The organism is Trinickia diaoshuihuensis, assembly GCF_003390925.1.
Lineage (GTDB): Bacteria > Pseudomonadota > Gammaproteobacteria > Burkholderiales > Burkholderiaceae > Trinickia > Trinickia diaoshuihuensis.
Window position 1 is genome coordinate 292,020 of the sequence record NZ_QUBS01000090.1, and the last position, 24,540, is coordinate 316,559.

Here is a 24,540-nt window from a genome sequence, read left to right on the forward strand (position 1 = left end):
CGGCACGCGGCCCTCGCAGCGAGGGCCGCCGGTCGAGTTAGTCGACGATGAACAGCTTCGCGCCCGTCTCGGTGCGCGAACGATGCGGCTCGGCGTTGTCGGCGACCTGATAGCTCTGGCCCGCCTTCAACGTGAAGCGGCGGCCGTCGTCGAGTTCGGTATCGAGCTCGCCTTCGACGACATAGAGGATGTGTCCTTTCGAGCACCAGTGATCGGCCAGATAGCCGGGCGTGTACTCGACCTCGCGCACGCGAATGTCGCCGAACTGACGCGTACGCCAGTACGCCATACCCGTTTCGCCCTTGTGTTCCGTGCGCTCGACGTCCGACCAGTCGGTCACGCCGAACGGAATTGCGTTCATTTTCATGGCAGTGCTTCTTCGTGTCGTTGGGGGGATTGGGCACGCGCGCCCTCGTCGCCGGCAATGCCGACGATCGACGTGCGAAACTCCGCGCAGAACGCGCCGCGCTCGTCCGCCAGCCACACCTGGTGCGGCGCGGGCAGCATCTCCGAGACGCCGAGCGTTTGCGCACGTGCCGACACCGACGTTAGCGCATCGAGCGAGAGCGGACAGTCGAAATCCACGAAGACGGGTTTCGGCTCCGTGTCGGCCTTCACGAAAATATGACGAGGCAAACCCTGTGCGTCGGCCCAGCGCCGCCACGCGAGGAAGGCCGGCATGCTTTCGCCGACGCGCTCGGCGACCGGCAGTTCGCTCGCTTGCAGCGTCCAGGTACGGCGCTTGAGAATCGTGCGGCCCAGACGGATGCGCTCGGCAATGCCCGCACCGAGCACGTCGGCGGCCAGCGCAAACGCGGCGCGATGAAAATCGCCGGGCAATACCGTCAGGAGATGTTCGACGAGACCGCTCACGGGATCTTCGACGAATAGGCTGCCGTCGTTTTCGACGAGCTCGAGCCGCGCCGCCGGAATACGACGCTCGCCGGGCACGCGCGCGCTCGCGCCCGGCATTTCGACTTGCCACAACTCGGGCACGTCGAGCCAGTCGATATGAGAGCGCTGATAGGTACTGTCCGAATCGGCCGCCACCATCCGCGAATTGCCGAGCGTATCGCGTACCTCGTCGCGTACGCTGTCTTGGTAAGGACAGAACGGCTGCGCCACGGGCTGCGAGACCGTATGGACCGTCGGATGCACCTCGCCGATGACAAGGTCGAATTGCCCTGCGCGGATCGCATCGACGCTGGCCGCCGCGATCAGGAAATCGGGCGAATGCACGCGCGTACCGAGCGGCTGCGGACCGCTCACGCGCAGGCCTTGTTGCTCGAACGCCGAGACGAGCCCCGCGAGGTCGTCCGCATCGAGCGCGATCTCGCCATCGACCGCCTGCTTGCCTGCGATCACGGTGCGCCACGCTTCGCGCAGTAGCGGACGCAGGGCGGCAACCGTCTCCTCGGCCACGCGATGACGTTGCAATTCGCGCGCGAACGACAGCAGATCGTGCCGCACGGCCACGTCGCCATCCTGGCGGATGCGCACGTAGGCAGCGGATACATGCGCGGCGATCGCGCCGGCGAGACGGTCGTAGAGCGCCATCAGCGGCACGAGTTCAGTATCGATCGCGCGCCGCACCTCGCCCCCGATGCGCACGCGCACGTTGCGCGCGCAGTCTTCGTAGAACGGAAAGCGGCCGACATACATCTTGCCTTGCTCGCGGCTCACGTCGATGCCGTTCTCGGCCAACAGCGTCTCGCAATCGGCAAGCGCCGCGCGCCGTTCGTCGAGCCCGCCCGTCGCGAAGCGCCGGCGCTCGCGCTCCAGCGATTCGAACAGTTCGCGCCAGAAGCGCGTGCGCGGATGCCCCGGATCGAGATGCGCAAGATAAGCGCGCAGGGCGCCGAGCGGATCGGCGAGGCCCGTGGGAATGCGCACGGCGCGCGCGGCGATGCCTTTGGCGAGCACGCTGTCGATAGCCGCATCGACGCTCGTCCCGTCGAAGCCGCGGGCGAGACAGCGCTCGCGCAGCAACGCGCGCTTGATGCCGTGAGCGCGCTGCGCTTCGAGTTCCTCGAGCACGGCAAGCAAGGCGCCGTGCACGGCAATCCGCCGGTTGCCGGGCGCCTGCAACGCGCCCTGGACCAACGCGCAGGCCGGCGATAGGGAGATCGGCAACGTATCGCCGAGCACGGGATCTTCCGACATCGCCGTCGCCACGCGCGAAATCACCCAATGCTCGAAGTAAGTGCGCCGCTCGCCGATCCAGCCACCCTCGCCGAACTCGACCTGGAACGACGAAGCCTCGCCGTGCGCGTCGGCCGATCCGAATTCTCCCCAAGCGATCGGACCGAAAAAGCTCGTCGTATCGTTCTTCGCGCACAGCCGCTGCACATAGCTCCACGCCAGGCGCAAACGCTGCCGCATGCGGTTGTCGACGCGCTCGGGCGCGCATTCGGCCAACGTCTCGACGCGTTCGAGCGCGCTCGGATTCGATAGGAATACGGCCTCGCGCAACAGCGGATCGCGCAGCGTCTCAAACAGCGCGGCCCGCGCGTGAGTGGCGGCGGCGCCGAAGCTCGCTTCGAGCGCGGCGCTCAGTTGCGCCAATTCCGCGCGCTCGGCATGGAGCGGCTCGAGTTCGTCGGCGGCGAGCGCCGTTTGATCGGCGGGCCAATCCTTGGCCGTGAGCGGCATGCCTTCGGTGAGCTTGCGCACGACCTTCAGCGCCACCGGCGAGCCCGCTTTGAGCAAGCCCTGGCGGATCCGTTCGATGCGCGCCTCGATCGATTCGGTCAGCGCATGAAAGCGCGCGAGCTCTTGCTCATCGAGCCGCACGGCGAAGCGTTCGAGCCAACTGATCGGAAAGCCCGCCGAGCGCATCCAGAAGAACGACGAAAGCGACATGGTTATCCCCGGGAGACGTCGATGGCGCGACACTGACGCAGCAGCTCGAACGCTCGCGCGTCAGCTTCCGTAACCGGTGCTAGGCCGCGTGCGGCCAGCCGCTCGTTCAGCGCGGCGCGATCGGCCGGCTCCTCGAGCGCGTCGTGAATCTGCGCCGCGCGCTCCGGCAACATACCGAAGCGGTGCGTATGTTCGTCATCGACGTAGTACGCCACGTACACGCCCGGCACTTCGGGCAGCGGCTCGCGCCCGAGCATCCCTTTCTCGCGCAGCCATTTCGCCAGTTGGGTCGATGAGCGATAGAGTTCGCAAAACGGCGAACGCGTCCAGACCGTGGCCGCATCGTCGAACGGGGCGGCCGATGCGCTCGCGCTATTCGCGGCTTGTTTGTGTGCCGCTTCGCCCAGTGCCCCGACACGCCGCAGCATCGCGACGGCGGCCGCTTCGAGTCCCATCAAGTCGGCCATGCCCGTCACGCGCACCGCTTCGGCGTGATGTCGCAGGAACGCCAACGCCTCGGCGCAGTACGTGTAGACGAACGGACCGTAGTCGCGCCAGCCCACCGTATCCAGGAAGGCGGCCCCGAGCTCGCGTACGTCGTGTCCATCGGCCAACAGCGCACGCAGCGTCAACGGTGCGCCGTTCTCGAGCGCATTGAGGAACGAGTTGCGCATGCGAAAGCGGTAGTTCTCGACGAACCAGCGCGCACCCGACGCTTCGCTCGCATATTCGCGAGCGACCGCGAATTCGTCGTCGCTCAGCGAGAAGCGCTGTTGCATGTCGTCGACCTGTCCCGCCAGCACGGCGGCGGCGAGGGGCTGCTCGCACATGATGCGGCGCCAAGTGAGCCAGACGGTTTGTGCGTTCATATTCATGCTTGCTCCGCGAGCGTCGCCATATCGTGCCGCGCACCCTTATGCCGGTTCCAGATCTCGCGCGCGCGGGCCAGATCGCCCGCGATCATTTCGTGATCGGATTGCGCCGTCGATTGACCCAGCACGCGGGTACCGTCGTGGTGCGCCTGACCTTGAAACTCGAGGATGACGGCGGCCGGCTCGGCGCGCGACAGCACGTCCTCGAGCAGTTCCCAGACGGGCTCGGGCACCTTGCTGTCGTGCCAGTCGTGGTAGCTGCCGCCATACCAGCTACCGCCCGCGAGGTGGATTGCGATGACGCGGTCGAGCGGAATGGTGTCGAGGTAATCGGCGCAGGAAAACCCGGCGAGATTCACCGAGTTCGTATAAATGTTGTGCAAATCCAAATGCAGGAACGTTTTCGAGCGTTCGACGAGCCGCGCCATGAATTCGGCCTCGCGCATTTGCGCGCCGGGCGTCGGCATGTAGTAGGCCGCGTTCTCGTGCGCGAGCGGCATGCCATAGGCTTCCTGCACGGCCGCGGCGCGCGCGGCGCAGCGTTCGATCTCCGCGTTGGAGAACTGAACCGGGCTGCTCCAGATATCGAGCCACGAGTTGTCGCCGTAAAAGCAGTGGTTGGCGACCCATGGGCTGCCGATCGCCTTGGCAAGCGGCACATGACGCCGGAGCGCCGCCGTTTCCTCGAGCGGCGCAAAGCCGAAATCGCAACCATAGTTCGAGTGCGCGAGCAGCCGGCCGCGCCCGCGAATCTTCTCCAGTTGCTCGCGCGCGGCGGGACGCATCATATACGGACCGTCGAGCGGGCCCATCAGGTTGTCGAGCAGCACCTCGTACACGTCGACTTCCATGTCCTCGAAAGGAAACCAGTCGAGGATCTCTGGGTTGTATTGCAGCCCGACGCCGATGGCGGACGGCTTCGCAAATGTCATGATTGCTCCGGAATGAAAACGCCCCCGGCCCGATGAACCTGGTAAGCCCGCGGCTATCAGCGCGCCGGCGCGGGGGCGTGCGTTTGCATCACGCGAAGACCTTGCTTTCGATGACTTCGATGTCGTCGAGCGAGAAGTCCTCGAAGTCCTGCAGCGCATCGGCCGGCTTGCCTTCGCAGGCGTCCGTGCCTTGCGCGGCCAGGTTCGCCTGCATATCGGCTACGGACTGGCTTTGCTCTTGGGAAACGGTCGTGTCGTTCATGAGATCCTCCGTCAACAGTCAGTGGGGTTGAAACGCGGAAACAGCGGAAACCGCGATGCGTGCGACGTTGGCCCAGACGATGAGCCAACCGCCGAGCGTGCCGATGACCATGGCCGTGTACGTGAGCGTCTCGCGTCGCGTCAGCGAGACGCGGCGCCCGCGCATGAGCGCCGTGAAGGCCGAGAACGCGCGCTGCCGCAGCCGCGGCATGTTCAACAGTTCCGTCATCGCCAGATAGCCGTCGCCGTTGAAGATCGGCAGCAGCGTCGGAATCAGGGCAAGCGAGGGACTCGCGATCGCGACGGTCGCGCAATAACGCGCCGCGCCGCCCGGTGCCGCCCAGGCCCAGACGAACACCGCCACCGCCGCGAAGACGAGGCTCGCGAACGGGCCCGCGAAAATCGTCACGGCCCGCGCGGTCTTATCGAGGCGGCTCCATTCGCGCTGCACGGGCCAGGCCCAGCCCGTCGCGATGACGACATACACCGCCACGCCGATCTCGGTCACGCGCACGCGGTAGGCGCGGCAAGCGAGCGCATGGCCGAACTCATGAACGACGATCGATGCGATGACGACCGCGTAGTGAATCGGAATCCACGCGAAGCTCGTCGAATAGACCGACACCAGATCGTGCGTGAACGCGCGGGCGTTCACGCCGAGCATCACGCATGCGGCGGCGACGAGCACGCCGAATGCGCCGAACGCCGCGCGCGTCGCGAGCCATGGCATACGGGCCATCATCGCGGTCAGCATCTCGTGCGGATCGAAGCGAAACAACGTGATCATCAAGACGCGCTTGAACGGACCATAGGTAATGCCGGCCGATTGCGAGCGCGGCTTGACCACGCGCGAAGCCGACGGCCGCGAGGGATCCGTCAGGATGCCAAGCGCGAGCATGCGTTCCTCGAATTGCTTGACGGTCGCCGCCGACGCCCGCATCGCGTGCTCCACGCGCAGCCGCTCGACGATCCGCTCGATCGAGCACATGCCGTCGAACATGCGCGCGACGAGCAGCTCGCGTTTGCCGAGAACGAACGACTCCTCGGAGTCGCGATCGCGAAGCACGAACCGCTCGGGCTGACCGGGCTCGACGAGGGTCTCGATGTCGAGATCCTCGCGCAAGCGGGTGTACTCGCCGACGATTGGCTGAGCGAAGTCCTGGCTCAACGGCGCGCTCCCGGCAAATTGGCGACGGCTGCCCGGACCCGCGCCTGCTCCTCGGCCGCGCCTTCGCGCACGGCGGCCGCGAACGCATCGGCGCTCATCGGCTCGCCGGCCCGGCCCAGCACGTAGACGCCGCCCGGCCGCGTCGGCCCGGTCAGCAGTTCGTCGGTCGAGAGGATCGGCTCCCAGCCGTGCTTGCGCATCATGAGTCCAATGCTGCGCAACGTCAGATAACGCCGATGCGTATGGCTGAACGTGCCGGCCGCCACGCCGCCGAGCAGCGCGCGCCCTTCGATAAAGAGCAGTCCACCTTCGCGCGTCGCGCGGCGGCAAAGTTCGAGCGTGCGATTGACGTCATGCACGTGTTCGAGCGAACCGGTGATGACGACGAGATCGAAGTGGGCCTCGGGCAGCACCATATCCTCGGCGCCGACGGTCTCGATTTTCAGTTTCAAATGACGGGCGCCATACTCGGCATAGCCGGCGTCCGGATCGGTCCCGAGCACTTCCCAGCCGCGCTTGGCGAACGGGACCATGAGTCCGCCCGACGAGCAGCCCACGTCGAGCAGGCGCCCCGTTGCCGGCAGATACGACTCGAGCGATTGGAGCAGCCGCTCGCCGCGCCGCAACTGATCGACGATGAAAGCGCGTTCGGGCTCGGTCGCACCGAACAGGTTCACGCGATAGTGCTTGCGGTAATAGGCATCGTAGAACTCGGGCTCGAAGCGCGGGTTCTGCATGACGAAGCCGCACGTTTCGCAGATGACGACCGGCAGCTTCCAGCGCCGGCCTTGTCCGATCTCGACCTCGTCCACGAGCGCGGCGAAATGCGTGTCGCCGCAAACGTCGCACGGCTGCTCCGCGCAGGCGTAGTCGTCTTCGACGCCGACGGCGCGCAGATAATCGCGCGCGGCGTCGAGCTGCGCCTCGTTCGTTTCGCTCACTTGATGCATAGGAAGCCTTCGAAGCAGATATGCTTGAACACCGTCACGACGTCGCTGAAGCCCGCACGCTTGAGCATGTCCACGTTGCCGGCCGTCGAGAACGGCTCGAGCACGCCCTTCAAGCTGCGCGTCTTTTGCATGATCTGCTCACAGTCGTAGCCTTGCTTGAGCTTGTACTCGTTGTAGAGCGCCACGGCGATGTCTTGAAAGCGGGCATCGGGCGCGCGCACTTTCTCGAACATCAAGAATGCGCCGCCCCAATTCAGGCTCTCGTAGACCTTGTCGATCAGCGTCTGACGCAGCCGCGGCCGGATGAACTGCACGGTGTAGTAGGCGACCATCAGATCGCTCTTTTCGTACGGGTGCAGATTGATGTCGTCGACGATGAAGTTCACGTTGGCCATCGGATCGGGCTCGTTCGCGGCCGTCTTGCGGGCTTGCGCGATCATGTCGGGCTCGACGTCGATACCGATCCATTTCGCCGTGGGGCCATGGCGCCGGGCGAGCTTGCGCGTGAGCGCACCCGTCGAGCAGCCGAGTTCATAGCAGACCGAGTGAGCGCTGACGAAGAAATCGCTGATCTCGGCAACGAGCTCGTGACCGTCCGCATAGCGCGGCACCGATTTCGACACGTGGTCGTCGAAGTGCTTGGCCGTTTCCCCGGCAAACGTCCATGCTGCGTTGGCCGTGACGATCGAATCGCCGACGGAGGCGATGTTCAGGTTCGTGTCCATACTCACCCTTTTCGTTTCTGCTTGATTTGGAGACGGCACGCTCCCCTTGCTGGCGCTCCTTGCGGAGCGCGCGGCGCGGGACGGCCGTAAGGAACCGCTGAAACCGATCGGCCGGGCGTTACGGATTCGGCTGGATGCCGAACTCGCGCTGACCGCTGCGGCTACGCTTGCCGCCGAGCCATGCGTCGCCCCAGTTCTTCACGCTGACCGGCAGCAGCGGCAGCAGATGGAGCCCGGCGAGCGAGTAGTCGGGGTGGTCGTCGAGCCCGTTCGTAAAGCCGGGAGGACGACGCGTGACGGGGCAACGGGTACCGGTGAAGTAATCCCAGATGCTGAGGATGGCCCCGTAGTTCGAATCGGTGAAGTTCTGCGTACGGCCGTGATGGATGTTGTGATAAAGCGGCGTGACGAGCACCTTGCCCAGCCACTGCTCGAGCCGGTCGGGCAAGCGGATGTTGCTATGGTGGAAGACGCCGTAACAGAACACGAACGCTTCATACGCACCGACCGTCTCTGGCGGAACCGCCAGCAAGAACAGCACGGGCAGCTTCGTGGCGAGCGCGAAGAATTTCTCGGCGAAGTGGTTGCGGATGCCCGTCGTCACGTCGAGATGCTCGTCGATGTGATGGACGGCATGAAAGCGCCACAGCAGCGGAATGCGATGCGCGAGCATGTGCTGCAAGAAGTGCGTGAGGTCGAGGATCAGGAAATCGACGAGCAGCGCCAGCGCGCCGTGATACCAATCCGGCCGATGCAAGCGGTACGGCACGTCGCGCACGATGTAGAGGATCAGCGGCGCAATGACCATCGGCGAGAATATGAGCTTATAGGTAATCCCTAGCCCAAAATTATTGATCAGGCGGCTGCGTTTATTCCCCTCGAAAATAATCCGCGGAAAGATTCGTTCGAGAATAAAGAACGCCGCAAAAACGCCGACTGCGACGATCAATGACATGCTGATCGTTTGAGGCAACAAGGATTTCAAAATATCCTCCTTCGGGCCACGGCAGTGCATTTGAAAAGAAACGATGCCATGCATAGCTCGCATCGGACGGTACCGCAGGTCACCGATACGGCGGCGGGCGTTTCAACGATCCGGGAGCTTCGTTTATGCTCAGAACTGATTAGCATATGCGCCGCTACGATAAACACTAACGATTTGGGGCGCAAGATGCCTACCGGGCTTGCACAATTGTTTCCGAGTGGAAACGCAAGCGAGGGATTCCGAGGACAGCGACCTACCATAAAATAGAGGCGCGGCTGTCAGTTATAACAGTTGCAATTAAGGCGTCACGCGGTCCTAGTCATAATTACCGGCCAACACTATGAACCCACCCGAAATGACCGAAAACGATTCACTTGGCATTTACCGCCGTTCTACGGAAGCGGGTGAACAATGGTGGCGCGTCACGATCGGAGATCGTCCACAGACTTATCGCATCGAGCACGGTATCGGCGATACGGCCGGGGATATCGATCTCGTCGTCGATGCGGAGAACTTGCGCGCGAAGCTCAAGAAGTGGCATCGGGAGGGCTTCATTGCCGACGGGCGCGCGCCGCGGAGCGAGGCGCAAGGCGCCGCACGCGTCGATTTCATGAGCGAGCTGGGGCGCGCGGCCGCCCACTATCGAGGGACCGAGCCGTACCACGGCACGCACGGCGACGGAGGCAACGTTGGACGACAGGCGACCGTGCAAATCGGCCGCATCGCGTTCCCTTGCGGCGCCGGCCACGCGCTCGTGCCGCGCATCAATCCCGCGTATTTATTCTCGCCACGCTTCGACGATATCGTCGAAGACATCGTGGAGAACAAGCGCGTGATGCTGATCGGCCATACGGGCGCCGGCAAAACGAGTCTCATCGAGCAGGTGGCTGCCCGCGCGCGTTACGGCGTCTTGCGCTCGAATATGAACGGGCAGACCACGGCCGGCGACTTCGTCGGCTTCTGGACCGTCAAGGGCGGCGAAACGATTTGGGTGGACGGCGTGCTGCCCACCGCAATGCGCGAGGGGCTGTGGCTCATCGTCGATGAGATCGACTTCGCCGAGCCCTCGATCCTGGCCGCGTTGACCGCCGTGCTCGAGCCGCAAGGACGCCTAGTGCTGAAAGAGAAAGGCCATGAGATCGTCGAGGCGCATCCCGGCTTTCGCCTCTTCGCCACGGCGAATGCCGTCGGCGCCATGAGCCGGTTCCGGCATTTATATCAAGGCGCGAACCTCATGAACGAGGCGTTTCTCGATCGCTGGCGCGTCTATCGAATCGATTACCTCTCCCCCGACGAAGAGTCAGACGTACTGGTACGCACGCTTGCGCCGCATATGACGCGGCCGCTCGCGGACACGCTCGCGCGCATTGCCGCCGAATGCCGGGCGGCGTTCCTCCGCGAGGACTTGTCGAGCGCGTTCTCGACGCGGCGCCTCATCGACTGGGCGGAACTCATGCTGCGCACGGGCGATCCCGAGCGCGCGGCCGAACCGGCTATCTATGCGAAGGTGGCGCCCGAGGACGCCGCGTTCATCCGCGCGATCGTGCGCCATCATATCGCCCCGGGGCCATGAGTCCGCGGCAAACCGCACGCGATACGCGCGAGCGCGACGGGTTCGCGTACGAATCGACGCTCGGCAAGATGGCCCGCGTGATCACGGGACGCTACGGCGTGTCGGTCGCCTTCAGCCCGGATGGTCCGCGCGTCGAGCCGGGGCGCATCGTGATTCCCGATCGTGCCGCCGACGAAGCGCTGGACAAGGACGTGCTGACCGGTTATCTGGACCTTCTCGCCGCGCGCGCCAAGCATTCGTCGCTCGCGGCGCTCGCCGCGCAACCGGCCGGGGTGACGGCGGACCTTGCCCAAGCCATCGAGGACCGCCGCGTCGCCGTGCTGCTGATGCAGAGCTACCCCGGCGCCCGTTGGTTTCTCGGCGCGCTGCGCGCACACGCCGCGCGCGAAGCCGAGCGGCGCTGGCCCCGGTTGCATTGGCGCGCGCGGTTTGCATGGCTCGTGGAGCGAGCATTGTGGAAGGAAGCGCCGACCGCGACGGAGGCGCGAAGCCACTCGCTGACGGCGGCGCTGCACGCGGCGAGCGAGCTGATCGACGCTGCCCGCGCGAGTCGCTCGAGTCACGAAAGCATCGAACGCGCGCGGGCCATCGTCGCGCGGGTGCGAGCGCTCTCGGCCGGCGGCGCGAACAACATGATGTTCACGACGCAGGCAGCCGAAGACATCGAGACCGACCGCGCCGCGGCAACGTTCGAGTCGTTCGACGATACGTTCGCGCTCGACGCTCCGCTTGCGGCGGACGGCATTCAACGGGATGCCACGGAACGCGCATCGGCTCGGTCGTCACGCGAAGCGGTCGGCATGGGCCGCTCGCCGCTCGGCGCGGTCGCGCTGGACGAAGCCGACACGGCGAATGGCGCGGTCGACCGCACGCGCCGCGGCGTAGCGGCGGCGCGCCTTCCTGAGCTGTCGGTCCCATTGGCCACCGAGTTCGACGTCGAAACCGACCTGACCGGCGCCGGCGAGCCCGCGGCCTGGCGCACGCTGCGGCAAGCGGCGCGCGCCGATACCGCGCCGCTGAGGGACCGGCTCGAACGCGCCTTGAGCGCCGACGAGCGCATTCGCTGGCGCCGCGAGCAAGAGCGCGGTGAAATCGATCGCGCCGCGCTGGCCAAGCTCGCGACATCGCCAGGCTATCGCACGCCGTTCCGCACGATGCGCGCGGCGAAGGGCCGCGACGTCGCCGTCACGCTGCTGCTCGACCGCAGCGGCTCGATGGCGGGCAAGAAGATCGAACTCGCGCAGTTGTGCGCCACCGCGCTCGCCGACGCGCTCACGCAGTTATCGTTCGAATGCGAGGTCCTTGGCTATAGCTCGGTGGAGTGCGCGCCGATGCAGGCCTTGCTCGAACGCCAACGGGCCGCCGGCACGGACTTGAGCCGATACAACCGTTTCGTCGAACGGCTCGATTTGAAGATCTACAAACGCTTCGGCTCGCCGGAGCTGAGCGGTCTCGCCTGCATCGATTGCGGTTATGAAAACCCCGACGGCGAGGCATTGGCTTGGGCTGCCGCGAGACTCGCCGAACAACGCGCCGCGCGCCGGATCTTGATGGTGTTCTCCGACGGCTACCCCTCGACGGGCGACGGCGATCCGCGCGTGCTGCGTACCGACTTGCGCGCGCGCGTCGCGGCCATCGGCGCACGCGGTATCGAGCTGGTGGGTGTCGGGGTGCTGACCGATGCGGTCGAGTCGTTCTATCCGCACAGCGTCGTGGTGAGCCGGCTGGCGGAGTTGCCCTCCACGGTACTCGGCGTGCTGAGCCGGATGCTGCTCGAGCGGTAGGCCGGCGCACGGCCCCAGGCCGGCTGCTTTCGTCATTCATGATGTAACAAATTGTTACTTGCCCTATTGAAATTCCACGGTCGCTCACTACCTTAGGCTCGCAAAGCAGTCGCGATTGACGCGCTGCGTGTTTCTCTTTGTTTGTCCGCGGCATTGCGGGGTGAACGAACTGGAGCGCGTAGTCCGGATCCGGTTCGGCCTCCTTGCGGAGCCGCCATCAGGAGCCAACCATGAGCGATCTGTTCTTCAGCACCAACCTGCTGGGCGAATTCGACCGTCTCCAGCGCCAAATGGCGAGCCTATTCGCCGACTTTCCCACCAGCCTTCGGGCGAGCCGCTTCGGTTCTTTCCCGCTTTTGAACATCGGGAGTACCGACGACAGTCTCGAAGTCGTCGCGTTCGCGCCGGGCTTGGATCCCGCAACGATCGAGGTCTCCATCGACAAAGGCCTGCTCACGATCAGCGGGGAGCGCAAGCCGGTCCATACCGAAGGGAGCGAAGATGCGCGAGTCTATGCGCGCGAGCGCTTCACGGGGACCTTCCGGCGCGTGGTCGAGCTGCCGGCGCATGCGGATCCCGACAAGGTGAGCGCGAAGTACTCGAACGGATGCTTGTCGATCAGCATCGCGAAATCGGAGGCATCCAAGCCGCGTGCCATCACCGTGCAGTAATGACACAACTTCGGAGAGGACATCATGAGCGACAGTACTGAACTGACGACCGGTACGCGCCCAACCGGCAGTGCCGTCAGCAACCAACAGGGTACACGCGATATCGCGCGACAAACACGCATCGCGCCCGCCGTGGACGTTTTTGAAGACCCTCACGGCATCACGCTATTCGCGGACTTGCCGGGCGTACCCCGAGAAAAACTCGACGTCCGCGTGCAAGACGGCAATTTGCACATCGAAGCCGAGGCGGTCGTGCCCACGCCGGCCGGCTTGCGGCTACAACACGCCGAGATGCAGCACCCGCATTTCGCCCGTGCGTTCACGCTGAGCCCCGACTTCGATGTCGCCCGCATCGACGCCCAGTTGCGGGACGGCGTCTTGAAGCTCACGATCCCGCGGCGTGAGGAGGCCAAGCCGCGGCGCATCGAAGTGCAAGCGGCGTAATAGGAGGCCGTTGCGGTGCGGTGCGGCGCTGTCCGCCCGCGCCGCAACGGCACCGTTCGTCAGGCGTTTTCGCTGGTACCGCGGATGAACGAATAGCGATCGATATCCGTTCTCAAGGTCCATCCTTGGCTACGCCAATACGCGTGCGCAAGCTCGTTCGACTTGAGGACATCGAGATGGCTCTTAACGATTCCATGGCGCGCCAGCGCGTCTAAGCATGTGCCGACCAACGCATTCGCGATGCCCTTGCGGCGATGCGCCGGCTGCACGACCAGATGCTGCAGATAGCCGCGGCGACCGTCATGGCCGGACATGAGGCAACCGACGATTTCCCCCTCGACGGTCGCGACGAAACTCAACCCTGGATTGCGCTCGAGATATCGGCTGGTGGCCTCTCGCGAATCGGCGTCTCTGAACGTGACGCCCGGGGTGCGCTTCATTAGTTCGATTACCGCGTCGTAGTCTTCGATCGTCATTGCCCTGATCGCATGCATCTGATGCCCCTCGGTATTCGGCCAGCCGCCGCATTGGAAATCGTTACGTCGAGGGCATAATGTATCGCACGGCGCAAATCCGAGCCGCCGGCTTTCACTCGACGTTATCGGTCACGTCCGTCATCCGGATCATATGCGGGCGCACGAAGTCCTGCGCGGCCTCGGCCTCGTCTGCCCGCGGATGGATGAGCGCCTCCAGCCTCGCCTTGGTCGCCAAAAACTCGCGCGTCGTCAGTTGCGCGGCCTCGCGCGGACGCGGCACCGGCACTTCGATCAACTCTTGCACTTCGCCCGGATTGGCTTTCAACACCAGAATCCGGTCGGCCAGCAAAATCGCCTCGTCCAGATCGTGCGTGATGAATAGAATCGTCACGTCGATGTTTCGCCAAATATCGATCAGATGTGCCTGCATTTTTGCGCGCGTTTGCGCATCGAGCGCGCCGAACGGCTCGTCCATCAGCAAGATGCGCGGCCGGTTCGCCAGCGCGCGCGCAATCGCCACACGCTGCTTCATGCCGCCCGAGAGCTGATGCGGATACACGTCGGCGAACGGCGTGAGCCCCACGAGATCGAGCCATTGCAGGGCCTCGCGTTCGGCGTGGCCCGCGCTGCTGCCGTTCATCTTGAGGCCGAACATGACGTTCTTCTTCACGGTCAGCCACGGGAACAACGTATAGCCCTGAAACACCATCCCGCGATCCGCGCCGGGCCCGCGCACCGGCTTGCCGTCGAGCAGCACCGCGCCGCTCGTATGCGATTCGAGCCCGGCAAGGATACGGATGAGCGTGGACTTGCCGCAACCGGAAGGGCCGATCACGCAGACGAACTCGCGCCGGTGCGTGCGAAAGCTAACGTCGTGCAGCGCCACGACGTCGCCGTTCGCCGAGCGGTAGCGCTTGCCGACGTGCTGGACGTCGAGCACGACCTCACGCGCTTTGAGGCGCGTGAACCGGTCGCGCACCGCTTCGGACTGGATCAAGTATTCGGGAACGGGTTGAGGGTTGCGCATGGTCGCCTCTTCGGCAACGGCTGAAACATTCACTGACGTATGCCGTCACGCCTTCAGCGTGCGGTCCCAAGGAAAGAATTTGCGGGCGAGCAGCGCGAGCACGATATCGGTGCCCAGGCCGATGATGCCGATCATCAATATCGCGGCATAGACGTTGTCGAAGTGCTGATACCGGGCCTGCTGAATGATGTACCACGTGATGCCCGAACTCGTTCCGACGAGTTCGGCCACGATGAGGTAGGTCCACGCCCAGCCGAGCAAAATGCGTTGATCCCGATAGAGATCGGGCAGGACGCCCGGGATGACGACGTGCGCGACCAGCTTCAGCTTCTTCGTGCCCAGCGTCATTGCCGCTTCGAACAAACCGTACTCGAGCTTGCGCGTGGTATTCGCGATGATCAACACTTGCTGGAATATCGTGCCGATCACGATGATGGCGATCTTCGGCGCATCGTAGATGCCGAGAATCGCCACCATCAACGCGCCGAACGCGGGAGCGGGCAAATAACGGAAGAATTCGAAAAACGGCTCCTGCAGGCGCGCGATGGCACTGAACGTCCCGCCGATGATGCCCAGCGGTACGCCGATCGCCGATGAAATCAAGAATCCCCAGAAGATGATGCGAACGCTGTGCAACAGACTTTCATGCAGCCAGACGCCGTCGTGCGATGCGGGCGGCGTCGTGAACGCCGTGTAGAACGCGCGCGCCACCTCATGCGGCGCGGGCAGATACACGGGATTCACCGGCATGCCTTGCGGCAACGCCGTGTGCGCTTCTTGCGCGTGCCGCAGTTCGTCGGCAAAGACAGCCTTATCCACCTGCATACCCGGCTGAAAATAATCGACACTCCCGGGGTTCGTAATCTTCATTTGCGGATGCCAGACGAACGGCACGTAGCTGATCAAACACCACAGCACGAGCGGCAGCAGAAAGGAAGCGGTACCGAGCATCCATTTGCCGCGCGTCGAAAGCTCACGCCGCACGGCAAACCATTCGGTCGTATTCAGGCTCGTTGACATCGATAAACTCCGTATTTGCCTATTCGGTAATGCATGCCACTGTCACCGCAAGGACGCGCGGTAGGCGCGCCAGCCGCCGAAGCGGGTGATGTCTTGCGCACCGTCGAGCGCAACGCTCTCGCACAAGAATCCCTGCACGCGGGTACCGTCGGCCAGCGATACAGTCCCGATGCCCAGCGGCGCGCCGATGCCCGCGACGAAACCGCCGTATGCCGCGACGGGAATCTCCCAGACTTCGACGGCAATCGCCTCGCCGCCCTCGCGCACACGCACGAGACCGGGCTTCTCGATGCCGCCGGCCGTCGCCGCATCGAGCGCATAGAGCCGGTACGCGGGCGCCGTCACGGCGCTCTCCACCAGGCGGGCACCGCGTTGCATGAGCTGCCAATTCAAAGGCTCGCCGCTCAGATGCGCGCCGACTACCGCCACCCGGACAAAGCCGGAACATGTCCCGATCGACCGCTCGTCGCGCGCCGCTTTCGCCGAGCGGCCTTCCTCTGTCCAAGCCTCGGCGAGCCCGAGCAGTTTGGCGTCGTCGTGCGCGCGGCCTATAAAGGTAATGCCGAAGGGCAGCCCCGCATGCGGGCCCGGTACGCCCCGGCCGGCGGGTACCGCGATCGCCGATAGGTCGAGCAGATTGACGAAGTTCGTGTAATACCCGAAGCGCGCATTGACGCCGATCGGATCGGCTTCGAGTTCATCGAGGGTCGCCGTAGTCGCCGAGGTCGGCGTGACAATCACGTCGATGCTGTCCCACACGTGCTCGGCTTGCACGCGCAGCGAGGCGAGACGATCGAAGGCGGCGAACGTATCGGCTGCGCTGAAGCGCGCGCCGCCGCGGACGATCTCGCGCACCGTCGGATGTACGGCATCGGGCTTGCGATCGAAGAACTCGCGTAAGGCCGCGAGCCGTTCCGCCACCCAGGGGCCCTCGTAGAGCAATCGAGCGGTCGCGAGGTAAGCTGAGAAGTCGATTTCTACGACATGGGCGCCGGCCGCCCGCAAGCGTGTCAGCGCTGCTTCATACGCGCCGCGGTAAGACGTGTCGCCGAAAAATTCAAGCTGGTCCGCGCGCGGCGTACCGAACCGCACACCGGCGAGCGCGTCGAATTGCTCAGCGCTCGCGTTCGTGCCCGCGGCCAATAAGGGCTGCCACGCTCGCGCATAGGGATCGTTCGGCGTCACGCCCCACGCCGCATCGAACACCGTGCGCGCGTCCTGCGCCGAATGCGCGAAAACCGATACGCAGTCGAGCGAACGACAGGCCGGCACCACGCCGACTGTACTCAGCACACCCTTCGTCGGCTTCAGACCCACGAGCCCATGGAAGGCGGCAGGCACGCGGCCAGAGCCGGCCGTGTCGGTCCCGAGCGAAAACGCTGCTACGCCCAATGCAACGGCTACCGCCGACCCCGAACTCGATCCACCCGACGCGTAGCGAGGATCGAACGCGTTGCGGCACGCGCCGTACGGCGAGCGTTGCCCGGACAATCCCGTCGCGAATTGGTCGAGATTCGTCTTGCCGATCGGGATCGCGCCCGCCTCGATGAGCCGGTCCACCACGGGCGCGGTGCGCGAGGGCGTGTACGCATACTCGGGGCAGCCCGCCGTCGTCGGCACGCCGGCCAAATCGATGTTGTCCTTGATTGCGAACGGCACCCCGAAGAGCGGCAGCGCATCGATATCGCGGCCCGCAAGCGCATCGGCATAGCGCATCATTTCTTCGCGCGTCAATGGACGAATCCAGGCGTGATGTGGATCGCCTTTATCGAAGTGGGCGGCGACGGCCTCAACGAGCGAGCGCGGCGTCAACTCTCCCGCTGCATATCGCGCACGCAGCACCGCGATCGAACGGTAATTCGGTACCGAGTCAGGCGTGAGCGCGTTCATGCGGCCTCCTCGGCCGCACCGGCACGCATGACCATCAAGCGCTGGCCGGCCGCGACGGCCGCCCCTGGCGCACAATCAATCGAATCGATCACACCGTCCTCCGTCGCCACCACCGACACCTCCATCTTCATGGATTCGAGAATCGCCACCACCTGGCCCTCGGTTACGCGCTCGCCGGCTTCGACGAGTACTTTCCAAACGCTGCCCGAGACGTCGGCGGCAATGCCGCGTTGTTCGCTACCGAGCGCATCTCCGGCCAGCCCGGCATTCGCTTCGGCCACCCCCGCTTCCCCGAGATACTCGGCCTGCCCCGCGAGGCGCCACCGCTCCCGCTCCGCATCGAAAGCAGCTTGTTGCGCCGATTTGAACGAGGCGATCGATTCCGCTTCGTCGCTCAAAAACCGGTTGTATGCAGCCAAATCGAAGACCGATTCCTCGATCTTCAAGGACGCGCGACCCGCGATAAAGTCAGCCCGCAGCATCTGTAATTCGTGTTCGTCCACTTCATAGAAGCGAATGACATCGAAGAACCGAAGGAGCCACGGTTTGCCTGTTTCGAACTCGCGCGTCGTTCGATAGCGATTCCACATCTGGACCGTACGGCCGACGAACTGATAGCCGCCCGGGCCTTCCATTCCATACACGCACAAGTACGCGCCGCCGATGCCAACGGCGTTTTCGGGAGTCCAGGTGCGCGCGGGGTTGTACTTCGTCGTCACCAGGCGGTGGCGAGGGTCGATCGGCGTGGCCACGGGCGCGCCGAGGTAGACGTCGCCGAGGCCCATCACCAGGTACTGGGCATCGAAGACAATGCGCTTGACGTCGTCCGCGCTGCCGAGCCCGTTGATGCGGCGAATGAATTCGATGTTGCTCGGGCACCAAGGCGCATCTGGGCGCACGGACTGCATGTAGCGCTCGATCGCCAACCGCGTCGACGGGTCGTCCCACGACAGCGGCAAATGCACGATACGGTTCGGCACCTTCATGTCGGCCACGTCGGGCAATTCACGCTCCGCTGCCTGAAGGTGTTCGAGCAGCGTGCCGAGCGGCAAGATGCGTGCATCGAATTGAACTTGCAGCGAACGAATCCCCGGCGTGAGATCGAGCATGCCGGGCAAGCGATGCGCTTGCAGCCAGCACATCAATGCATGCACGCGAAAGCGCAAATTGAGATCGAGCACGAGCGGCCCGTATTCGATGAGGACATTGCGGTCGCCCGAGCGGCGATAAACGACCCCGATGCCATTGCCGGCCGACGGATCGCGATAGAGCACGCAGTCGTCATGCGTTTCGGCCATGACCAGCGTTGGACTCGACTGCGCCGCGCTTTTTAGATCAAGTCCGCCGGTCGCCGCAGAGGCATGCACTCGCTGGAACCGAACCGTATCGCCGGGGCGGAGCTGGCCCAGCTTCCACAACTCGTCGCGTACGACGGTTACCGGGCAAACGAAACCACCCAGGCTCGGCCCGTCCGGACCGAGAATGACCGGCATATCGCCGGTGAAATCGACCGCGCCGATCGCATAGGCATTGTCGTGAATGTTCGACGGATGCAGGCCCGCCTCACCGCCGTCGGTGCGGGCCCATTGCGGCTTCGGGCCGATCAGACGGACACCCGTGCGGCTCGAGTTGTAGTGCACGGTCCAGCACGTGTCGTACAGCATCGCGATGTCGTCGCGCGTGAAGAAATCCGGTGCACCGTGCGGGCCGTCTAGGACGCCGAGCGTCCAGGCATGCGTAAGCACCGGACGCTCGGCGTCGCCCAGTCTCGAACCCGCATCGCCGCGGCCGGCATCCGAGCCGAGATGGAGCACGTCGCCCTTGCGCAGCGCGCGACCCGCATGTCCGCCGAACTGGCCGAGCGTAAACGTCGCCTTACTGCCGAGATAATCCGGCACCTGCACACCGCCCTTCACGGCGATGTACGCGCGAACGCCCGCGCCCGTGACGCCGGCCAGCTTCAATACCGCGCCCGGCGCCGCGCGCAGCACCTGCCGGTACGGAACGGGCTCGCCGTCCAACGTGGCCGCAAACGCCGCGCCGCCGAGCACGAACAACGTTTCCACGTTGAACCGCAGCGTCGGGCCGACCATCGTGCATTCGAGACCGGCCGCGTCGCTCGCGTTGCCGAGCAGCGCGTTGGACAACGCGAGCGAGCGCTCGTCCATCGGACCGGATGGCGGCACGCCGATGTCCCAGTAACCGACGCGTCCCGGCGTCTGCTGCACGGTCGTCTGCACGCCGCCGTCGATGACGTCGATCGTATGCGGCGCGAACGCGAAGCGCGAGAGTAACGCCGTGGTTTGCGCCCCGCGTGCGAACGTATCGCAGCCTGCGACCGCGCGCAGGTAGTCGAGGTTCGTCTCGATGCCGTACAACCGCGTCTCGTCCAGCGCGATGCGCAGCGCCGTCAGTGCCTGCGCGCGCGTCTCGCCGCTCACGATCAGCTTCGCGAGCAGCGGGTCGTAATAGGCGCTGATTTCGGTGCCCGCCTCGACCCATGTTTCGACGCGTGCCGTGCCGGGAAACGCCGCATGCGTCAGCGTGCCCGCGCTCGGTTGAAACTGTTTGTTCGGATCTTCCGCGTAGACGCGAACCTGAATGCTGGCGCCGCGCGGCGTCACCGCGAGCGAGGCCAGCGGCGGTAGATTGCCCTCGGCCTGAAGGACCATCCATTCGACGAGATCCACACCCGTCACTTCCTCGGTCACGCAATGCTCCACTTGCAGCCGCGTGTTCACCTCTAGGAAATAGAACGCGCGCGTCGTCACATCGAAGACGAATTCGACGGTCCCCGCCGATGCATAGTCGACCGCGCACGCAAGCCGTACCGCGCTCGCATGCAACGCTTCACGCTCGGCATCGGAAAGGCCCGGCGCAGGCGTCTCCTCGATCACCTTCTGGTTGCGGCGCTGCACCGAGCAGTCGCGCTCGCCCAACGCAATCACCTCCCCGCATCCGTCGCCGAAGATCTGCACTTCGATATGCCGAGCCTGCTCGACGAATTTCTCGAGATAGACACCGGCGTGCGCGAAATTCGCTCGGCCCAGCCGCACGACTTGATCGAACGCCGCCGCGAGCTGCGCCGCGTCCTTACAGAGCGACATGCCGATCCCGCCTCCGCCCGCCGTGCTCTTGAGCATCACGGGATAGCCGATCTTCTCCGCTTCCCGCAGTGCCGTCCCGGCATCGGCCAGCAAGTCCGTCCCAGGCAACAGCGCAACGCCGTGCCCGCTCGCCAATGCGCGCGCCGTATGCTTGAGACCGAACGCGCGCATTTGCGCGGCACTCGGGCCGATGAAACGCAACCCCGCCGCTTCGCAGGCTTCGGCGAAATCGGGGTTCTCCGACAAGAATCCGTAGCCGGGATGCACCGCTTGTGCGCCGGTGGCGCGCGCGGCGGCCAAAATCGCGGCGACGTTCAGGTAGCTGTCGATTGCGGGTGCCGCGCCCACGCAGAGCGCCTCGTCCGCGAGCGTGACATGCCGCGCATCGCGATCGGCCTCCGAATAAATCGCGACCGAGGCGATACCGAGCCGTTTCAACGTGCGAATGATTCGGCACGCGATCTCGCCACGATTGGCGATCAGTACTTTCGAAAACCTCATTGCGCCTCCCAAATGGACAACCGCACCGGCGTCGGGTTGTAGCCGTTGCATGGGTTGTTCAGTTGAGGGCAGTTCGAGATCAGCACGGTGACGTCCATCTCCGCGCGCATTTCGACGTACTTGCCCGGCGCGGAAATGCCGTCCTCGAACGTGAGGGCGCCAAGCGGCGTAACCGGCACGTTCATAAAGAAATTGACGTTGCTCACGATGTCGCGCTTCGACATCGATGCGCCGGCACCGCACGTGCAATGGGCAATCGCATTCAAGAAACTGTCCCGGCAGTTGTGCATATAGCGCTTTTCGAGCGCATAGCGCACGGTGTTGCTCTCGGCCGCGCATGCACCGCCGAGCGTGTCGTGGCGGCCGCAGGTATCGGCGACGATCGTCATCATCGGATTGCCGAAATTCGACATCAATACGCTGCCCGCGGTCAGATAAAGATTGCGTTGCTCGCGAATCGTGTCTTGCGCGCTATAGCGTTCGGTCGGATCGCTTGTACGATAAAACAGCGTATCGACCGCCTGATTTCCCTCGAGGTCGAGGATGCGCAGGATCTGTCCGCGCTTGACGTCATGCAGCCAGGGCTCGCCGGCCGCAAGCGTGGTGTCGTAAATGGCTCGGCCAAGGTCGAGCGTGCTTTCGATGATCGGCATGGCGCGCTCCTTAGGCGAACAGACGGTCGGTGTTGATGAAGCCGCGCACGTTCTCCGGGCAGGCGCGGCGGCACAAGTCGTCATCGGGCGCCGCGCCGTCGGCGGGGTAGGCGCGATAGGCAATCAGCTTCACGGGCTTCGGCGTATAGGCCGGGTTTGGATCGAGCGGGTGCGGCGCGGTAGAGAACGCGGCCAGCGCATTCATTTCGAAGCGCAAATCGAATGCGCTGCCGGGCCGCGAGTGCCCCGTGACGAAATCGAGCGCGCCTTGCTCATCGGGCGCTACCTTGCTGAAAAAGTTGACGTTCCCCGCGAGGTCGCGCGCGGAGAGCCCGTACTTTGCGAGTTCGAGAACGAGGCTGTCGCGGCCGTTGCGAATCATGTCGTTGCGCTCGGCCTGATACGACGACCTCCCGTACTTGCGCTCGAATAAGGCGGCATCGCCCACGCCGCCCAACGCATCGTGCCAGCCGAGCGTATCAGCCGTGATCGATGCAATCACGCGCCCCATGTCCGTATAGAGAACGTGTCCACGGGTCAAATGCGCGGTGTGTTGCGCTTTGAGCGTGTCCGCCATGTTGTAGCGCTCGAGGGGATCTTCTTGACGATGAAAAACAGCCGACAAGTTCGCGCCGCCTTCGATATCGACGATGCGCAGCGCCAATCCGCGACGCAAGATGCCGGACCAGTGAGTGCCGGCGGGTATGACGGCTTCCCATGCGATCGATGCGATCGCACTGAGCGAGCGGGAATCGGCTTCGGGGCTTAGCGACATGAGGGCTCCTGGGATCGGTTGATAAAAGGCATGAGAGGGCGACCGAACGACATCGCGACCTCCCGGGCTTTTATCCCTCCGTGGAGCCTTGCCGCCTCCTCGATGAGAAGGATGGGCGGCCAGACCGGATTGCTCTCGGACCAGACGTTCTCGCGAACCGGAACCCTAGCGATCCTGAAGATGATGCAAATTGCTTCGCACCTCTCGCGAGGCGTTAAAGCGAGGACCGTGCCAATCGATAGCGGTGAGCTGTCATGCGCGCCAGGCAATCGTCCGAGCGAAAGCGCTTCGATCCGATCGCGGTACCGCGCCCAACGGCCGGGCGCGATACGCACCAAGCGAAGGCCGCAAGCACCACGGCGGGGCGGCACGCGCTCGCGCGCACCGCCTGTTCACTGAACACTTCCATGGCTGTCGCATACCGAGGGCGAATGGCTTATGCATTGGCTCGCAGCCGAGATGCGCCGCACATCGTCGCAATGGGACTCGGCCGTTGGCATGGTTCTCGCTCGGCTGGGCGCCGAGAGGTGCGGGTCAGTCGCATCTTAGGGGTGCTAGGGTTCCGGTTCGCGAGAACGTCTGGTCCGAGAGCAGCCCGGCGCCACGCAACGCGATTGCAAGACGAGCTGCGGCGGTGCTACACGGCGGGATAAAAGCCCGGGAGATCGGCGATGGCGGCGGCCATCGTGCCTCTCCTTGACCGGCGTCCGTCGTGCGTAAACAAGGAACCGGTCATGCCGCCGAATCGCGCCGTCCGCGATTCGATCGACAAGCGCATCACCCGGTCTCCTGGAGAAAACGATGACCCGCATCGCGTCCCTGTTCAACCGCCTGCTCTGCCTCGCCCCTACGCGCCGCTCGCTGACTGCCGCCGCGCTCGTCGGCGCCTTTACCGCCGCACCGGCCGCGCACGCCGCCCCGCCTCTGAAAATCGGCTATAGCGACTGGCCCGGCTGGGTCGCGTTCCAGGTTGCGCTCGACAAAGGCTGGTTCAAACAAGCCGGTGTGGACGTCGATTTCGAATGGTTCGATTACTCGGCATCGCTCGATGCGTTTTCGGCGGGTAAGCTCGACGCCGTGACCGTGACCAATGGCGATGCACTCGTCACCGGCGCCTCCGGTGCGAAGAACGTCATGATTCTCCTGACCGACTATTCGGCAGGCAACGATATGATCATCGCGAAGCCGCCGCTGCGCACGGTCGAGGGATTGAAGGGCAAGAAGGTCGGCGTCGAAATGGGCCTGGTGGACCACTTGCTGCTGGAGACCGCGCTGCAAAAGCACGGATTGAAGGATTCCGACATCACGCTCGTCAACGCGAAGACCAATGAGTTGCCGCAGGTACTCGGCTCATCGAGCGACATCGCCGCCGTGGCCGCTTGGCAGCCGAATGCGGGAGAAGCGCTGAAACGCTCGCCCGGCTCGCGCGCGATCTTCACATCGGCGGACGCACCGGGGTTGATCTACGATGCCATCGCCGTTACCCCGACGAGCCTCGCCGCACGGAAAGCGGATTGGGAAAAGGTCGTGAAGGTTTGGTATCGCTGCGTGGCCTATATCAACGATCCGGCCACGCAGGCCGACGCGGTAAAGATCATGTCCGCGCGCGTGGGCCTTTCGCCTCAGCAGTACTTGCCGTTGCTCAAGGGAACGCATCTGCTCGATGCGGCCGCCGAGAAGCAAGCGTTCCGCAAGGGCGACGGGCTCGATTCGATCTACGGGTCCACGCGCAATGCCAACGCGTTCAATGTCCGCAACGCCGTGTACAAGCAGTCGCAGAATGTCGATGGCTATATCGATGCGACGTTAGTGGATACGCACTGATCTCGGTGCCGGCCCCCGAGCGCCTGGCGCATCGGGGGCG

Annotated in this window: 21 protein-coding genes and 2 riboswitches; of the genes, 5 read left to right on the plus strand and 16 right to left on the minus strand. The window is 64.5% G+C overall.

Annotation, left to right across the window (positions count from 1 at the left end; all coding sequences use genetic code 11):
* Positions 1-37 precede the first annotated feature (37 nt).
* The 9 genes from DXT59_RS29620 to DXT59_RS29660 all read right to left on the minus strand — a co-directional run bounded on the left by DXT59_RS29620 (position 38) and on the right by DXT59_RS29660 (position 8,725).
* The gene (locus DXT59_RS29620) at positions 38-367 is read right to left on the minus strand and encodes a DHCW motif cupin fold protein (protein ID WP_116141961.1); all 330 of its coding nucleotides are present in this window, start codon (positions 365-367) and stop codon (positions 38-40) included.
* A complete protein-coding gene (locus DXT59_RS29625; RefSeq protein ID WP_116141963.1) occupies positions 364-2,862 on the minus strand; it encodes a lantibiotic dehydratase in 2,499 nt (832 codons plus the stop codon). Before DXT59_RS29625 ends, DXT59_RS29620 begins: the two co-directional genes overlap by 4 nt.
* A 2-nt stretch (positions 2,863-2,864) precedes the next feature.
* Entirely contained in the window at positions 2,865-3,737 is an 873-nt protein-coding gene (locus DXT59_RS29630) for a hypothetical protein (protein WP_162878305.1), read from the minus strand.
* Positions 3,734-4,666, minus strand: a complete 933-nt coding sequence (locus tag DXT59_RS29635) for an MbnB/TglH/ChrH family RiPP precursor modification enzyme (RefSeq protein ID WP_205417495.1) — start codon at positions 4,664-4,666, stop codon at positions 3,734-3,736. The genes DXT59_RS29630 and DXT59_RS29635 overlap by 4 nt, the downstream gene beginning before the upstream one ends.
* An 88-nt stretch (positions 4,667-4,754) precedes the next feature.
* Positions 4,755-4,928 carry a TglA family RiPP precursor gene (locus DXT59_RS29640; protein WP_162878306.1) on the minus strand — a complete coding sequence of 58 codons (174 nt, stop codon included), beginning with the start codon at positions 4,926-4,928 and terminating at the stop codon, positions 4,755-4,757.
* An 18-nt stretch (positions 4,929-4,946) separates the two neighbouring features.
* Positions 4,947-6,095, minus strand: coding sequence for a M50 family metallopeptidase (locus DXT59_RS29645; RefSeq protein WP_162878307.1), 1,149 nt, complete (start codon positions 6,093-6,095; stop codon positions 4,947-4,949).
* Positions 6,092-7,045 (minus strand): class I SAM-dependent methyltransferase, encoded by a 954-nt coding sequence (locus DXT59_RS29650; RefSeq protein WP_205417496.1) that lies wholly within the window; start codon positions 7,043-7,045, stop codon positions 6,092-6,094. The genes DXT59_RS29645 and DXT59_RS29650 overlap by 4 nt, the downstream gene beginning before the upstream one ends.
* On the minus strand, positions 7,033-7,770 hold the full coding sequence (locus DXT59_RS29655) for a methyltransferase domain-containing protein (RefSeq protein ID WP_116141971.1): 738 nt from the start codon (positions 7,768-7,770) through the stop codon (positions 7,033-7,035). The genes DXT59_RS29650 and DXT59_RS29655 overlap by 13 nt, the downstream gene beginning before the upstream one ends.
* A 118-nt stretch (positions 7,771-7,888) precedes the next feature.
* Positions 7,889-8,725 (minus strand): sterol desaturase family protein, encoded by an 837-nt coding sequence (locus DXT59_RS29660; RefSeq protein WP_116142292.1) that lies wholly within the window; start codon positions 8,723-8,725, stop codon positions 7,889-7,891.
* A 370-nt stretch (positions 8,726-9,095) separates the two neighbouring features.
* Here DXT59_RS29660 and DXT59_RS29665 point away from each other — a divergent pair, with 370 nt between their 5' ends.
* The 4 genes from DXT59_RS29665 (at position 9,096) to DXT59_RS29680 (ending at position 13,227) form a co-directional block, all read left to right on the plus strand.
* Positions 9,096-10,328, plus strand: a complete 1,233-nt coding sequence (locus DXT59_RS29665) for an AAA family ATPase (protein WP_116141973.1) — start codon at positions 9,096-9,098, stop codon at positions 10,326-10,328.
* Positions 10,325-12,112 (plus strand): cobaltochelatase CobT-related protein, encoded by a 1,788-nt coding sequence (locus DXT59_RS29670; RefSeq protein WP_116141975.1) that lies wholly within the window; start codon positions 10,325-10,327, stop codon positions 12,110-12,112. Before DXT59_RS29665 ends, DXT59_RS29670 begins: the two co-directional genes overlap by 4 nt.
* A gap of 230 nt (positions 12,113-12,342) precedes the next feature.
* Positions 12,343-12,783, plus strand: a complete 441-nt coding sequence (locus DXT59_RS29675; RefSeq protein ID WP_116141977.1) for an Hsp20/alpha crystallin family protein — start codon at positions 12,343-12,345, stop codon at positions 12,781-12,783.
* Positions 12,784-12,807: 24 nt separating this feature from the next.
* Positions 12,808-13,227, plus strand: a complete 420-nt coding sequence (locus tag DXT59_RS29680; protein WP_116141979.1) for an Hsp20/alpha crystallin family protein — start codon at positions 12,808-12,810, stop codon at positions 13,225-13,227.
* A 59-nt stretch (positions 13,228-13,286) separates the two neighbouring features.
* On the opposite strand, the gene DXT59_RS29685 is transcribed toward DXT59_RS29680, so the two are convergent.
* From DXT59_RS29685 to DXT59_RS29715, 7 genes are all read right to left on the minus strand, one after another.
* Complete coding sequence (locus tag DXT59_RS29685) at positions 13,287-13,721, minus strand: GNAT family N-acetyltransferase (protein ID WP_116141981.1); 435 nt, start codon at positions 13,719-13,721, stop codon at positions 13,287-13,289.
* Positions 13,722-13,815: 94 nt separating this feature from the next.
* The gene (locus DXT59_RS29690) at positions 13,816-14,730 is read right to left on the minus strand and encodes an ABC transporter ATP-binding protein (RefSeq protein WP_116141983.1); all 915 of its coding nucleotides are present in this window, start codon (positions 14,728-14,730) and stop codon (positions 13,816-13,818) included.
* A gap of 45 nt (positions 14,731-14,775) precedes the next feature.
* Positions 14,776-15,750, minus strand: coding sequence for an ABC transporter permease (locus DXT59_RS29695; RefSeq protein ID WP_116141985.1), 975 nt, complete (start codon positions 15,748-15,750; stop codon positions 14,776-14,778).
* Between the two features lie 42 nt (positions 15,751-15,792).
* On the minus strand, positions 15,793-17,640 hold the full coding sequence (gene atzF, locus DXT59_RS29700) for an allophanate hydrolase (protein ID WP_116141987.1): 1,848 nt from the start codon (positions 17,638-17,640) through the stop codon (positions 15,793-15,795).
* A complete protein-coding gene (gene uca, locus DXT59_RS29705) occupies positions 17,637-21,248 on the minus strand; it encodes an urea carboxylase (RefSeq protein ID WP_116141989.1) in 3,612 nt (1,203 codons plus the stop codon). Before uca ends, atzF begins: the two co-directional genes overlap by 4 nt.
* Positions 21,245-21,901 (minus strand): urea amidolyase associated protein UAAP2, encoded by a 657-nt coding sequence (locus tag DXT59_RS29710; protein WP_116141991.1) that lies wholly within the window; start codon positions 21,899-21,901, stop codon positions 21,245-21,247. Before DXT59_RS29710 ends, uca begins: the two co-directional genes overlap by 4 nt.
* 10 nt (positions 21,902-21,911) lie before the next feature.
* Complete coding sequence (locus DXT59_RS29715) at positions 21,912-22,676, minus strand: urea amidolyase associated protein UAAP1 (RefSeq protein ID WP_116141993.1); 765 nt, start codon at positions 22,674-22,676, stop codon at positions 21,912-21,914.
* A 57-nt stretch (positions 22,677-22,733) separates the two neighbouring features.
* Positions 22,734-22,856, minus strand: a riboswitch (guanidine-I (ykkC/yxkD leader).
* A gap of 363 nt (positions 22,857-23,219) precedes the next feature.
* A riboswitch (guanidine-I (ykkC/yxkD leader) is annotated at positions 23,220-23,342 on the plus strand.
* A 135-nt stretch (positions 23,343-23,477) separates the two neighbouring features.
* On the opposite strand from DXT59_RS29715, the gene DXT59_RS29725 reads away from it, so the two are divergent.
* Positions 23,478-24,500, plus strand: a complete 1,023-nt coding sequence (locus DXT59_RS29725; RefSeq protein WP_116141997.1) for an ABC transporter substrate-binding protein — start codon at positions 23,478-23,480, stop codon at positions 24,498-24,500.
* The last annotated feature ends 40 nt before the right edge of the window (positions 24,501-24,540 follow it).

Coding starts and splice junctions, on each gene's coding strand:
- DXT59_RS29675 (WP_116141977.1), top strand. CDS start 12,343: ATGAGCGATCTGTTCTTCAGCACCAACCTGCTGGGCGAATTCGACCGT.
- DXT59_RS29660 (WP_116142292.1), bottom strand. CDS start 8,725: ATGTCATTGATCGTCGCAGTCGGCGTTTTTGCGGCGTTCTTTATTCTC.
- DXT59_RS29710 (WP_116141991.1), bottom strand. CDS start 21,901: ATGCCGATCATCGAAAGCACGCTCGACCTTGGCCGAGCCATTTACGAC.
- DXT59_RS29630 (WP_162878305.1), bottom strand. CDS start 3,737: ATGAATATGAACGCACAAACCGTCTGGCTCACTTGGCGCCGCATCATG.
- DXT59_RS29635 (WP_205417495.1), bottom strand. CDS start 4,666: ATGACATTTGCGAAGCCGTCCGCCATCGGCGTCGGGCTGCAATACAAC.
- DXT59_RS29665 (WP_116141973.1), top strand. CDS start 9,096: ATGAACCCACCCGAAATGACCGAAAACGATTCACTTGGCATTTACCGC.
- DXT59_RS29670 (WP_116141975.1), top strand. CDS start 10,325: ATGAGTCCGCGGCAAACCGCACGCGATACGCGCGAGCGCGACGGGTTC.
- DXT59_RS29650 (WP_205417496.1), bottom strand. CDS start 7,045: ATGCATCAAGTGAGCGAAACGAACGAGGCGCAGCTCGACGCCGCGCGC.
- DXT59_RS29695 (WP_116141985.1), bottom strand. CDS start 15,750: ATGTCAACGAGCCTGAATACGACCGAATGGTTTGCCGTGCGGCGTGAG.
- atzF (WP_116141987.1), bottom strand. CDS start 17,640: ATGAACGCGCTCACGCCTGACTCGGTACCGAATTACCGTTCGATCGCG.
- DXT59_RS29725 (WP_116141997.1), top strand. CDS start 23,478: ATGACCCGCATCGCGTCCCTGTTCAACCGCCTGCTCTGCCTCGCCCCT.
- DXT59_RS29625 (WP_116141963.1), bottom strand. CDS start 2,862: ATGTCGCTTTCGTCGTTCTTCTGGATGCGCTCGGCGGGCTTTCCGATC.
- DXT59_RS29680 (WP_116141979.1), top strand. CDS start 12,808: ATGAGCGACAGTACTGAACTGACGACCGGTACGCGCCCAACCGGCAGT.
- DXT59_RS29640 (WP_162878306.1), bottom strand. CDS start 4,928: ATGAACGACACGACCGTTTCCCAAGAGCAAAGCCAGTCCGTAGCCGAT.
- DXT59_RS29620 (WP_116141961.1), bottom strand. CDS start 367: ATGAAAATGAACGCAATTCCGTTCGGCGTGACCGACTGGTCGGACGTC.
- DXT59_RS29690 (WP_116141983.1), bottom strand. CDS start 14,730: ATGCGCAACCCTCAACCCGTTCCCGAATACTTGATCCAGTCCGAAGCG.
- DXT59_RS29715 (WP_116141993.1), bottom strand. CDS start 22,676: ATGTCGCTAAGCCCCGAAGCCGATTCCCGCTCGCTCAGTGCGATCGCA.
- DXT59_RS29685 (WP_116141981.1), bottom strand. CDS start 13,721: ATGCATGCGATCAGGGCAATGACGATCGAAGACTACGACGCGGTAATC.
- uca (WP_116141989.1), bottom strand. CDS start 21,248: ATGAGGTTTTCGAAAGTACTGATCGCCAATCGTGGCGAGATCGCGTGC.
- DXT59_RS29655 (WP_116141971.1), bottom strand. CDS start 7,770: ATGGACACGAACCTGAACATCGCCTCCGTCGGCGATTCGATCGTCACG.